Origin of the sequence: Leuconostoc garlicum (assembly GCF_001998805.1) — a bacterium.
Taxonomy (GTDB): Bacteria; Bacillota; Bacilli; order Lactobacillales; family Lactobacillaceae; genus Leuconostoc; species Leuconostoc lactis.
Window position 1 is genome coordinate 1,268,950 of sequence record NZ_CP016329.1, and the last position, 12,233, is coordinate 1,281,182.

The window sequence follows — 12,233 nt, forward strand, 5'->3', positions numbered from 1 at the left end:
ATATCAAGAGATACTTGTTTTGGTATAAATGGTACGAATCGGCAAAGGAGACACCATGGATAAGTCAGAAATTTTAGCAAAATTAGATGCTGAAGCATATAACGTGACGCAAAACGCTGCAACGGAACGGCCGTTTTCGGGCAAGTATGATGATTTTTATGAGCCAGGCCTGTATGTTGATGTTGTCAGTGGGGAACCCCTATTCACTTCAAAAGAGAAGTATGATGCTGGCTGTGGTTGGCCGTCATTTACGGCTGCCATTACGGATCATATCGTTGAACAAGCAGATGATAGTTATGGCATGTCACGCGTTGAAGTGAAGTCGCGGCACGCAGATTCACACCTGGGACATGTTTTTCCTGATGGCCCAGCCGAAACGGGTGGGCAACGCTACTGCATTAATTCAGCAGCGCTGCGTTTTATTCCGAAAGCAGAGATGGCTGCTGCGGGCTATGGCGACTATTTAGCACATATTGACGACGAAGCGTAAGGTTCATAACGGCTAATCGTTTTGTAACGCTTTGGAGGATGCATGGCGACTGTTTTAATCATTGAAGACGAGATGAGTCTGCAATTTTATCTTAAAAATGAATTGACGTTTGAAGGTTACACGGTTTTGCAGGCCTTTGACGGGCAACAAGGGCTCGCCTTATTGGCATCAGAAACTGTAGATGCTGTATTATTGGATTGGATGTTGCCAAAAAAGAGTGGGATGGCTGTTTTACGTCATGTTCGGCAAACTAATCAGACGTTGCCAGTGATTCTGATGACGGCTAAAAGTGAGTTAGATGATAAGGTCATGGGGCTTGATAATGGGGCAGATGACTATTTGACGAAACCCTTTGAAACTGAAGAATTATTAGCACGGTTGCGGGTGGTGTTACGCCGCCAAGTTGCGCCGGTGCAAACTGTTTTTGAAGTGGCCGATTTAACCTTAAATACGACGACACATCGGGTACAACGAGGTGATCAGCTGATTGCCCTCACACAGCGTGAGTTTGATTTGTTGGCTTTTTTGATGCAGCATGAAGGTCAGGTGATGTCACGTGATGCCATTCTTGATCATGTTTGGGGCATTGATTTTGCGGGGCAATATAACACAGTTGATGTTAATATTCGCCATTTACGTCAAAAGATTGCGCGTGATGGCCAACCGTCCTTGATTGAAACGGCACGTGGCTTAGGCTATGTTATGCGTGTCGGAGATTAAGCGTATGAGACGACGTCAAAACGCAGCGGTTGCCTTGATGACCCGAGCCTATGTTAAATTATTTGCGTTAATTTATATCGCCACGACAGTGGTGGTGCTGAGTACAGTCAGTTATCAATTACTCGAATCGCGTACGGCCGATGCCCAGCGCATTGTGACCAGTTTACGTGGTGCTGATATTGATTCTCGTTTTGACTGGGCGAACTGGCGTCGGAATTCGACTATTGATACTCGTGATACATTTGTCGTGATTAAGTCCCAGCAGGCCACGTATTATTCTACTGGGAGTGAGGCTTTTCTCAAACGAATTAAAGGGCGGCATTTATGGTTTGGGATGATCTATAAAGCGCGCGAACGTTATTTTTATTACTATCAAACGGGCCATATTGGTAACATGACCTATCAAATTTATATTGGTTTAGCTGAAGTGATTGGGATGGTGCTGACCGTCAGTACCGCCTTATTTGTGACGCTAACTGTGATTTTTGTCTTAGCGATATTTATTGTGCGGCAACTGGCGCAAGATTTGAATGCGCCGTTATTGACTTTAACACGTGCAGTGAAACAATTAGATCAAGCCGGAACTAAGTAGTTGACGTTGCCTGATATTGACGGGGCTGAAGAAATTGTCACGTTGAATCAACATTTACAAGATTGGTTACAACAACTGCAAGCACAAATTGAGAAAGAGCGTGCCTTTATTAGCAACGCTTCGCATGAATTGAAAACGCCGTTAGCGGGCTTTCGTGGCAATATTGACCTGATCAAACGGCGTGGGGCAACCCATCCAGAAATTATCCCAACGGCGATTGCCATGTTAGATCAAGAATCGCGGCGGATGCAAAATTTGGTGGATACGTTACTCGACATGTCGCGGGCTACTGATGATCACGTGAATCCACCAACAGTTGTTCAAATTGCGCCTGTGTTGCAAGATATTGTGACGGCTTTTGAAATCGACACCAAGCGTCACGTAATCACAACGTTAACTGACTTTTCGGTCCACTTACGGGTGAACGAATTTGTACAATTAGTGCGGATTATTTTGGATAATGCCGCTAAATATTCTGCAGCCGATTCGCCAATCGTCGTGACGAGTGCGTTGAACCAAGTCATCATTAAAGACGTTGGGCAAGGGATTTCGGCAGCGGATAAAACGCGAGTCTTTGATCGTTTTTATCGTGGGGATGACTCGCGTTCGGAAACACCAGGCAATGGGTTGGGACTGGCCTTGGCGCAACAATTAGCGGCGCGTCAAAACATCAGTATTGCCTTATCCGATAATCAACCAGTCGGGACGATTGTCACTTTGACATTCCTAGCACCACAAACTTCCTGACAAATTATCAGAAAACCATCAGAATGGTACCATAGTATGAAATTAAAACCTGCGCTAAACTAAGGTTAGTTTATGAAGGCAGGTTTTTTATTTTGATGACAGAACGGACATATTTGGCGACAAAGGTGCCGGCCATTGGGCTAGCATTTTGGGCCACAAAACTAATTACCACTGGGTTAGGGGAATCTTGGTCGGATTTTTTCAATCAGACATTAGGACCAGTTGCGGATTTGGCCATTGGCTTACTGAGCTTTGGGGTATTTCTGTTTTTACAATTTAGGCAACCGCGCTACCGTGTTTGGACTTATTGGTTAACTTTGTTAAGCTTAGCAATTTTTGGTACTTTCATTGCGGATGCGACCCATGGCATTGGCATATCGTATGTCGCTGCGTTTGTGATTTATGGTTCAGCCTTAATAGTTACCTTTGTGTTGTGGTATCGCAATGCGCATAATCTGTCTGTGCACACCATTACAACCAATCATCGTGAGCTGTTTTATTGGGCAACGGTCACGTTGAGTTTTACTTTAGGGACGGCAGTCGGTGATTGGTTAGCGGAATCGCTGCGTCTTGGTTTCTTAGATACTTGGGTTTATCTCGGGTTGGTCTTTTTGGCCATTATTGCTTACCGCCAGTATTTTGGTCGCTTTGATACGTTCACATTTTGGTGCTCTTATACTAAAAAAATGGACTATTTTTATTCAGTCCGTAAAATGAAAGTATAGGAGTATTTTTATGTCAATTCGTTATTCACAAGATTTCAAAGATTCATTGGTTAAACTTCACCAAGAAGGCCGTTCACTCAAATCATTAGCAGAAGAATTTGGACCATCAAAAGATTCTATTGCTATTTGGGTTAAACAAGCTACCCCAATCATGATCAAGGGTCAGTCAAAGACTTTAAAAGACGTCAAGCAACTAGAGAAACGCCTCGCTATTTTGGAGGAAGAAAACGAAATTTTATCACGCATAGCCTGACAGGCATTGAGCGGCCATCTTACTAGCCAAAAAATAGTCCGTAATGTGGGATTGCCGCTAGTTAATCAATTTTTAGCACAAGGCTACGCGCTTGTGCGTATTTTAAGTGCACTTAAAATCAAACCTAGTACCTATTACAACTGGCGCCATTGGCAGCCCAGTCGACAAGAAAAGCGTAGAGAATCCCTAAAACCTTATATTTTAGACGTTTGGAAAACCTTTAAATTTTATGGCTATCGTCGTATTGCTGCTTATAGTCAACTAAACAATGACTGTCCAAAAATATCTGAATATATGACACTCAAATTGATGCGTGAATTAGGGATTAAATCCCGCATGCAAAAACATTATCGCAAACCCAAAACTGTTGTGACGGTTGATCAAAAACCCAATCTGATTAGACATTTGCATGATTTAAGCGGTGTTTGGCAAACAGATATCACTTATATTCAGTTGACTAATCATAGATGGGTCTATTTAGCGACCGTTTTGGATCCTGAGAAGAGAAAAGTATTGGGCTCTAAAATTGGCGATACAATGACAGCCGAGCTAGCCACAAGTGCCTTACAGATGGCGTTAGATAAGCATCGAAAGCCAGTCATTATTCATTCAGATATGGGGTCACAATACACGAGTGCTGAGTTTAATATTAAATGTCAAAATTATGGCTTGAAACATTCATATTCACTCAAAGGCCATCCGTACGATAATGGCCGTATGGAAGCGTTTCATTCAATATTGAAGCGTGAAGAGGTTTATTTGAAGGCATACCAAACATTAACTGAAGTCCAAGCAGCCATTGGTTGGTATATCAATTTTTATAATAGTAATCGTATCTCAAATGTTGCTTAATTAACTGAATAAAAATAGTCCAATTTATTGACTTCTGAGCAGTCCGACAAGGTAAATTTAGTGGGTTGGCCTTAGATGCTTTAGAAAATGAAGATACCCAAGGCTTTCAAACAAACCCATATTATCAGGCGTTACAAGCATTTGAGAATGTGATACTCACCCCACATATTGCCTATTACACATCGGCCGCCGTTCGCGATATCGTGATGACGGCATTTGACAATGCCTACGATGTGATCAGTACAGGTATATCTGACAACGTAGTGCTAAATTAGGAGGTCAACCATGAGCTTTATTACAATTCAGGATGTCCATAAATCATTTTATGGCAAGGAAATTTTAAAAGGGATTAATCTTACGATTGAAAAAGGCGAGGTGATTGTCATTTTAGGCCCTTCTGGATCGGGCAAAACAACCTTTTTGCGTTGTCTTAACACGTTAGAAAAGGCAGATCGTGGTCAGATTAGAATTGATGAGGTGACCAAAGATTTTGCTGGTCATGACCCCAAAAATACGCGTGACTTAATTTTAAAAACAGCGATGGTGTTTCAAGGACATGCTTTGTTCCCAAATATGACGGTTTTACAAAATGTAATTGAAGGGTTGATTCGCGTGAAGAAAATGTCACGGGCGGCGGCGACTAAACTGGGCTTACGCACCTTATCAGCAGTTGGGTTGGCTGATCGCGTGAACTATTATCCCGCACAGCTTTCCGGTGACCAGCAGCAACGTGCCGGTATTGCGCGGGCGATGGCCATGGAACCAGAATTGCTTTTATTTGATGAACCAACGAGTGCGCTTGATCCGGAACTTGTGGGGGAAGTGTTAACTGCCATGAAAAAACTAGCACAAGCCGGGCATACGATGATTGTTGTGACCCATGAAATGCAATTTGCTTATGAAGTGGCGGATCGTATTTTGTACATGGAAGGTGGTATGGTGGTGGAATCAGGGACGCCTGCAGCCATCTTTAATACACCACAAGATCATCGCACACAGAAATTCCTAGCGCGCTTAGCTGGTCAAGATTTCAGTGCCGCTGAATTGGTCAGCCTATGATACAACAGCATGATCGGCTGATGCCGCATACCAAAGACGCCGCCAAAGACCGCCATGTTGGTCAGACGCAGCGTCTTTTTCAACAAGATTTTCTGTTGTTAATGGTGATTAATTTTATGGTCATGACCGCCGTGACCGCACAAATGGGGACGTTACCATTATATGTGACACAATTAGGTGGCAATGCGATGATGTCGGGCTTGGTGATTGGGATTTGGGGGTTAGCAGCCTTAGTAGCGCGTGTGCCTGTGGGTAAAATGATTGATCGCTTTGGGCGCAAGCCATTAATCGTGATTGGGTTGCTCGTTTTAGTGGTCGATTTCGGCTTACTGATTTTTAGTCAATCATTACTTGTTTTGATTTTACTGCGTGCGTTTCAAGGTATTGGTAATGGCACGCAAAGTACCGCAGTTGCAACGCTGGTCGCTGACAAATTACCCCCACGACAGCTATCCATTGGGTTAGGCTACTTCAGTATTTCACAAACCTTACCAGCAGCAGTTGGGCCAGCAATTGGCCTCTTAATCGTCAATCATTGGGGATTTCAGGCGATGTTTTATTTCAGTCTGGGTTTGGTTATTGTGGCACTGGGTTTAACGGTTTTGGTGCGTGACACTTATGATGTCAAAGCGCAGCAAACGACTGCGGCAACGTCTCCAGTTGGAATTTTGGCATTGCTTGCACAAGTGAGTATTTGGGCGCCAAGTTTGGTTGTTTTTATTGCTGCTTTCGCCAACGCCGCCGTGGCCGCCTTTTTAGTCCAATTTGGGTTTGAAAAAGGGTTGCCCTTGACGCTATATGCATTGCGTTTAGTCCAGGCATTGGGGGATTTTTGATCGCCGGCGGATTAATTGGCCTTGGCTTTGCGTTGTTGATGCCCTTGATGAATGCCGTCGTACTACGGGATATCTTGCCAGCACAGCGTGGTCGTGCGACCGCTATTTTTTCATCCGGAACGGACGTAGCTTATGGTATGGGGGCCATTATATGGGGGATTTTTGCCAGTTATTTTGGCTATTTTGCGGTGTATTGTGTCGCTGCGATATTGGTTGCCACGACGTTAAGCCTTGTCATGCGCTATCGTCAAATCTTGCGACAATCAGTGTAACTGATAATAAATGAATTTTATTCATGTTAAATTAAAATAGTTTCGTCATATTCATGTTTGGATTCGGGTATGATAGTTGTCAAGAAAGCAAGAGGACTAAACGCTTATGACACGATCACATTTATCAACCCGTTACCAACAAACAGCAGAGTTAAACATGGATCAAATTTTTGCCCAGGCGGCTGATCCAGAAAATATTTCTTTTGGAATGGGACTGCCAGATGAAGCGGTTTTTCCTAGCGAGGCTTTAGCTCAGGCTTTTAATGAAGCGATTGCTACGGCAGGTGCGTCAATTTTTCAATATCACGATACGCAAGGGCCATTATCACTGCGAGAAAAAATTGCGGCTTTGACGGCAACTTATTTTGATTACCGGCCAACAGCTGATCAGATTATGATGACGCAAGGCGGGCAACAAGCCATTGATATTATTGGGCGCGCCTTTTTAGATAAGGATGACCATATTATCGTTGAAGCACCAACTTATATGGGGGCTTTAGATGCCTTTGATAGCTATGAGCCGATTTATCATGAAGTGAGTTTAGAAGCTGATGGTATGGATATGGCACAGTTAGAAGCAACCTTACAGCAGTATCCAGAGACAAAATTTGTCTATACGATTCCCGATTTTCAAAACCCAACTGGGGTAACCATGAGCTTGGCGAAGCGCAAGCAATTATTAGCTTTAGCTGCACAATATGACTTTTGCATCATTGAAGATAGCCCCTACCGTTATTTGCGTTACACTGGCGAGGCCGTGCCATCATTAGCCGCATTAGACACAGACGGCCGTGTGATTTTAATTTCTAGTTTCTCTAAAATTTTATCGCCGGCTTTGCGTACGGGCTGGCTTGTGGCCAATCCGGCATTAATGGCATTGTTCTTAAAAATCAAATCAGGACTTGATATCCAACCGTCGTATATTAGCTTGATGGCGATTGATCACTATTTAGCCAAGCATGACATTCAGGCACATATTGCAACCATTAATGCCAAATATCGTGATAAATGTGCGTTGATGTTAGCTTGTTTAGCTGCTGATATGCCAGACACAGTGACGTTTACGCAGCCAAATGGTGGCTTCTTTATCTGGGTGAGTTTGCCCGAAGAGGTTAATGCAACCGCATTATTAGCCGAACAGATGTTATCACAAGCCAAAGTTGTCTATGTGCCATCAGAGATGCAATATGCTTCACGGCAGGTGACTCATCAATTCCGGTTAAACTTTACTGGTGCAACGCCAGACGACATCAGAACAGGGATTGCGCGTTTGGGCAAAGCGTTACATCAACACCTGTTTGTTGCACAATAAAAAGCCAATCTGTCATTACGATTGGCTTTTTTAGCTGAGATAAGTTTCAATTTCTTGGACTAAGGCACGCACGGCTGGCGATAAAATGTCGTTTTTACTTTGGACAAGGGCGATGGTGCGGTAAAAAGGTTCATCGAATGAGAAAATGCTGACGTCACCGCTTAGTTTTCTAAGCGCTAAATCAGGTAAAATACCGAAACCCAGGCCTGCTTCAACCATTGAAACAATTGATTGATCATCAATGGAGAAGTTAATGGTATTTGGGCGAACATCGTAAAAATCCAACGTTTTTTTGGTGTCACGGTCATAATCCGCTTTTTGCAACATGAATTGAACACCTTTTAAATCTGCCTTAGTAATAGTTTTCCCATTACGAGGCTGAAAGTTTGCAGGCGCGACACACTTAATTTCATCGCGCAGGAGTTCACTGACTTTGACGTTTTCGGAGACGGGGAGAAGCGTAAAGCCGAGGTCAAGTTCTTCATAGGCGACGTGTTGGCTAATATCTGAAAAGTTATCTTGGGTCAGAGAAACGGCGATATTGGGAAACTGTTTGGCGTAATTACGCAAAATATCGGGGAGCCAATTAATGCAGACACTACTAAAGGCACCAATTTTAATGACCCCAGATTCTAAACCTTGGATTGCTTGCACTGTTTTTTCGAGTTCTGTTTCTTCGGCGAGAATTTTACGAAAAATGGGGTAAAGTTGCGCCCCATTCGTCGTTAGAGAGACTTCTGCACGGTTACGAATAAAAATGGGGAACCCGTATTTTTTTTCGATTTGATTAATGGCGTGACTGACCGCACTGGCTGTAATGTTGAGTTTTTCAGATGCTTTTTGGAAGGACTTTTCTTCAACAATTGTGACGATGGTTTCATAGATGAATGTGTTCACAATAACACTCCTGATTTTTCAATGCGCCCTGATAATTGGCCATGAAGATATGCTGATAGTATTATCGTACCACACTTAATAATCACGCGATATAGTCTGGTGTGACAACGATTAAACATCTCATTTTTGACAGATTTTAAGCTGAAACACGTGTTATTTTGTGCTATAATGTCCCCATGGAAATGCATATTAGTAAACGAATTAATATTTTACGCGCCATTGTGATGGGTGCTAATGATGGGATTATCTCGATTGCAGGCGTTGTTTTTGGGGTCTACGGGGCCTCAATGAATGCTTGGGCTATTTTCTTGGCTGGGTTAACGGCTACCATTGCGGGGACTTTTTCCATGGCGACGGGGGAATATGTCTCGGTTAACTCACAGCTAGATTCTGAACGCGCAGCACGCGCACAGCAGATTATGGCGTTGGATCAACATTTTAACCAAGAAAAAGAGTTTCTAACACAACACTATTTAGCTGATGGCATTACTGCCGAGCATGCCCGTGCGTTAGCGCAACAAACGATGCAGCAAGATGGCTTGAACGAAACGTTACATGCCCGTTATGGTATTGATGAAGATAATTTGATTTCACCAATTGAAGCAGCATTGGCCTCGATGATCGCTTTCCCAATTGGGGCGATTTTACCGATGGTTGGCATGACGCTAGTGCCGGCACCTTATCGCGTCATTACCACACTTGTTTTTGTGGTGTTAGCGCTTGTGTTAACGGGCTATTTCTCAGCCGTTTATGGTAATACGCCGAAAACACGGGTGATTTTACGGAGTGTGTTGATGGGAGTCGTGACCATGGGGGTCACGTATGTAGTTGGTTTACTCATGGTTGCTTAACATGACAAAAAAGAAATTATCATTATCTGAAAGATTAAATATTATTCGTGCAGGGATTTTAGGTGCTAACGATGGAATCATTGGTGGTGCCGGTGTTATTTTAGGGGTCACGGGTGCGACAACAAATAACACGGTTATCTTTGTGGCGGGCGTTGCTGAAATGTTTGCGGTCGCTTTTTCCATGGCTTCTGGTGAATTTGTATCTGTGTCGTCTCAAAAAGATACCGAACAAGCCGTTGTTGCCAAGGCTGAAACTTTATTAGCCACACAACCGCAAGTCGTTCATGATGAAATTGCGACGTACTATGAACAACGAGGTGCAACCCCTGAATTGGCGGCCCAAGTCGCTGATGATTTAATGGCCAAGGATGCTTTAAAACACTATGTTCAGATTAAGCATGGGATTGTTGTGGGTGAATATTTAAGCCCGTCACATGCGTTAGTATCATCCTTTATCGCCTCGGTTTCTGGGGGGATTTGGCCACTATTAGCCGTGGCATTTTTGCCGCAGGACTATAAAGTGATTGGGACGGTCATGGCCACGCTGTGGGCACTCTTCTTGACTGGCTGGCTAAGTGCTTGGTCAGGTCACGCACCAAAATTACCCGCTATATTGCGTAATGTTTTAACGGGTGTGATTACGATGGGATTTACTTATTGGATTGGGACTTTGCTCAAATAAAAGCTGAGGTAGCCAGTGCTACTTTAGCTTTTTTAGTTGGTGACAGGCCATGCAATACTGCGATTGGGTAAAGTGTTTACTTATGATTTTCTCAGACGTATAATCAAGTAAAATTGAATGACGGAGAATGCGGATGACAACTATTTTGGCACTCCAAAATATGACGAAATCATATGGGACACGTACAGTGCTTGACCACGTGAGCTTGCAGTTACCAACGGGGTAATTGTTAGGGTTAATTGGCCCGTCTGGTTCGGGAAAATCAACGGTGATTAAACTAGCCCTTGGCATGACACAAGCTGACACAGGTGAAGCGTATATTTTTGAGACGCGGATGCCAAATCGCAAAGCGTTAGCTCAAATTGGTTACATGGCGCAAAATGATGCGCTTTATGAGACGCTGACTGGCTATGATAACCTTAAATTTTTCGCACAAATGCGTGATATTAAAGCTGTTGATCACGAAATTAGTCGGGTGGCGCAGATTGTTAATTTAACTGCTGCCTTAAAACAACAAGTTAAAGGCTATTCGGGAGGCATGAAACGCCGCCTGTCACTCGCTATTGCATTGTTAGGGGAACCGGATTTATTAATTTTAGATGAACCCACGGTCGGCATTGATCCTGCGCTGCGCCTTCAAATCTGGGAGGAATTACGGCGTCAACAAGCCAACCAAAAGACCATTTTGATGACCACGCATGTGATGGACGAAGCTGAAAGAGTTGATCGTGTTGTGCTCCTTTTTGATGGCCGCATTATCGCTGATGATAGTCCTGCTGCACTCAAAGCACAGTATGACGTTTCAACAGTAGAGCAGGTGTTCTTGAAAGCGGAAGTCGAGGCTACCAAATGATGAAAAGTATGGTCATTGGACAACGTATTTTAAAGGAATTGGCGAAGGATAAACGTACATTGGCGTTGATGTTTTTGGCACCGTTGTTGATTTTAACGTTGATGAATTTAATTTTTAATACGAATGCCACACCGTCTGTCAAAATTGGTACGGTACAGATGCCAACGCCTGTGGCGAAGCAACTCGGTCAGGTCAAACATGTCACGCAAACTAGTTATACAACTGAAGCGGCTGCGCATGATGCGTTAAAAGCGCAGCGGGTCGATAGCGTGATTGTCTACAAAAAGGCCACGCATACATATCAGGCAACGTATGCTAATTTGGATGTGAATAAAACAACTTTAGCCAAAGCAGCCCTACAAAATACCTTAACGCAAAATAAGTTGCAAACATTGCTGCAGGTCGTTAGCGCATTACCTCATCAACAAGCGTTGGACGCACAACTTCGGCCAAAGGTAGAACAAACTTATCTATATGGCGCTAGTCAGACACGGTATATGGATACGGTGCTGCCCATTCTAATGGGATTCTTTGTCTTTTTCTTCGTCTTTTTAGTGAGTGGCATGGCTATTTTGAAGGAGCGCACAACAGGGACGCTCGAACGCTTGTTAGCCACACCAGTTCGCCGTGGACAGATTATTTTTGGCTATACCATTAGCTATGGCGTGCTTGCCATTTTACAAACGTTAACGATTGTTTTGTACACGGTGTACGCATTGCACTTGCCAATTGTTGGCCAGATTGGTTGGGTTATTGTGACGAATATACTCTTAGCATTAGTTGCGTTGGCGCTAGGTATCTTGATGTCGACTTTTGCGGCTTCCGAATTCCAAATGATGCAGTTTATTCCGCTGATTGTCGTGCCACAAATTTTCTTTTCAGGGATTGTGCCGTTGGATACCATCAACCCGTGGCTTGCGAAAGTACAATACATTCTGCCTTTGACATATGTCGCCAATGCGGATAAAAAAATTATGATGCAAGGTTTCGGTCTGACCCATATTTGGTTTGACTGTTTGGTTTTACTTAGTTTCTTCATCATTTTGACCGGGATCAATATTCGCGGTTTAAAGCAATATCGTCGTGTTTAGA

Annotated in this window: 16 protein-coding genes and 1 pseudogene; 16 read left to right on the forward strand and 1 reads right to left on the reverse strand. The window is 43.5% G+C overall.

What is annotated here, in order from left to right; genetic code table 11:
- Positions 1-55 precede the first annotated feature (55 nt).
- The 12 genes from msrB to A9176_RS06475 all read left to right on the forward strand — a co-directional run bounded on the left by msrB (position 56) and on the right by A9176_RS06475 (position 7,858).
- Positions 56-490, forward strand: a complete 435-nt coding sequence (gene msrB / locus A9176_RS06425) for a peptide-methionine (R)-S-oxide reductase MsrB (protein WP_010003633.1) — start codon at positions 56-58, stop codon at positions 488-490.
- A gap of 42 nt (positions 491-532) precedes the next feature.
- Positions 533-1,210 (forward strand): response regulator transcription factor, encoded by a 678-nt coding sequence (locus A9176_RS06430; protein WP_077282705.1) that lies wholly within the window; start codon positions 533-535, stop codon positions 1,208-1,210.
- Positions 1,211-1,214: 4 nt separating this feature from the next.
- A complete protein-coding gene (locus tag A9176_RS06435) occupies positions 1,215-1,802 on the forward strand; it encodes a hypothetical protein (protein WP_077282707.1) in 588 nt (195 codons plus the stop codon).
- A complete protein-coding gene (locus tag A9176_RS06440) occupies positions 1,803-2,549 on the forward strand; it encodes a sensor histidine kinase (protein ID WP_077282709.1) in 747 nt (248 codons plus the stop codon). It abuts the gene before it with no gap.
- Positions 2,550-2,644: 95 nt separating this feature from the next.
- Positions 2,645-3,274 (forward strand): hypothetical protein, encoded by a 630-nt coding sequence (locus tag A9176_RS06445; protein ID WP_077282711.1) that lies wholly within the window; start codon positions 2,645-2,647, stop codon positions 3,272-3,274.
- 10 nt (positions 3,275-3,284) lie between these two features.
- Positions 3,285-3,527 (forward strand): transposase, encoded by a 243-nt coding sequence (locus A9176_RS06450; RefSeq protein WP_004912700.1) that lies wholly within the window; start codon positions 3,285-3,287, stop codon positions 3,525-3,527.
- A 45-nt stretch (positions 3,528-3,572) separates the two neighbouring features.
- Positions 3,573-4,379 (forward strand): IS3 family transposase, encoded by an 807-nt coding sequence (locus tag A9176_RS06455; RefSeq protein WP_198150923.1) that lies wholly within the window; start codon positions 3,573-3,575, stop codon positions 4,377-4,379.
- A 65-nt stretch (positions 4,380-4,444) separates the two neighbouring features.
- Positions 4,445-4,654 carry a hypothetical protein gene (locus A9176_RS06460; RefSeq protein ID WP_077282715.1) on the forward strand — a complete coding sequence of 70 codons (210 nt, stop codon included), beginning with the start codon at positions 4,445-4,447 and terminating at the stop codon, positions 4,652-4,654.
- A 10-nt stretch (positions 4,655-4,664) separates the two neighbouring features.
- Positions 4,665-5,438, forward strand: coding sequence for an amino acid ABC transporter ATP-binding protein (locus A9176_RS06465; RefSeq protein WP_077282717.1), 774 nt, complete (start codon positions 4,665-4,667; stop codon positions 5,436-5,438).
- Positions 5,435-6,274 carry an MFS transporter gene (locus tag A9176_RS06470; protein ID WP_242943202.1) on the forward strand — a complete coding sequence of 280 codons (840 nt, stop codon included), beginning with the start codon at positions 5,435-5,437 and terminating at the stop codon, positions 6,272-6,274. Before A9176_RS06465 ends, A9176_RS06470 begins: the two co-directional genes overlap by 4 nt.
- A complete protein-coding gene (locus tag A9176_RS08900) occupies positions 6,271-6,546 on the forward strand; it encodes an MFS transporter (protein WP_242943203.1) in 276 nt (91 codons plus the stop codon). The genes A9176_RS06470 and A9176_RS08900 overlap by 4 nt, the downstream gene beginning before the upstream one ends.
- A 106-nt stretch (positions 6,547-6,652) precedes the next feature.
- On the forward strand, positions 6,653-7,858 hold the full coding sequence (locus A9176_RS06475) for a PLP-dependent aminotransferase family protein (protein WP_077282719.1): 1,206 nt from the start codon (positions 6,653-6,655) through the stop codon (positions 7,856-7,858).
- Between the two features lie 30 nt (positions 7,859-7,888).
- Here A9176_RS06475 and A9176_RS06480 read toward each other — a convergent pair whose 3' ends face one another.
- Positions 7,889-8,755, reverse strand: coding sequence for a LysR family transcriptional regulator (locus tag A9176_RS06480; protein WP_077282721.1), 867 nt, complete (start codon positions 8,753-8,755; stop codon positions 7,889-7,891).
- Between the two features lie 182 nt (positions 8,756-8,937).
- Between A9176_RS06480 and A9176_RS06485 the strand changes: the two genes are divergently transcribed.
- The 4 genes and pseudogenes from A9176_RS06485 (at position 8,938) to A9176_RS06500 (ending at position 12,232) form a co-directional block, all read left to right on the forward strand.
- Complete coding sequence (locus A9176_RS06485) at positions 8,938-9,606, forward strand: VIT1/CCC1 transporter family protein (RefSeq protein ID WP_242943204.1); 669 nt, start codon at positions 8,938-8,940, stop codon at positions 9,604-9,606.
- Position 9,607: 1 nt separating this feature from the next.
- Positions 9,608-10,288, forward strand: coding sequence for a VIT1/CCC1 transporter family protein (locus A9176_RS06490; protein WP_077282725.1), 681 nt, complete (start codon positions 9,608-9,610; stop codon positions 10,286-10,288).
- Between the two features lie 133 nt (positions 10,289-10,421).
- Positions 10,422-11,141: pseudogene (locus A9176_RS06495) on the forward strand (ABC transporter ATP-binding protein).
- On the forward strand, positions 11,138-12,232 hold the full coding sequence (locus A9176_RS06500) for an ABC transporter permease (RefSeq protein ID WP_431739657.1): 1,095 nt from the start codon (positions 11,138-11,140) through the stop codon (positions 12,230-12,232). The pseudogene A9176_RS06495 and the gene A9176_RS06500 overlap by 4 nt, the downstream one beginning before the upstream one ends.
- Position 12,233: the final 1 nt, after the last annotated feature.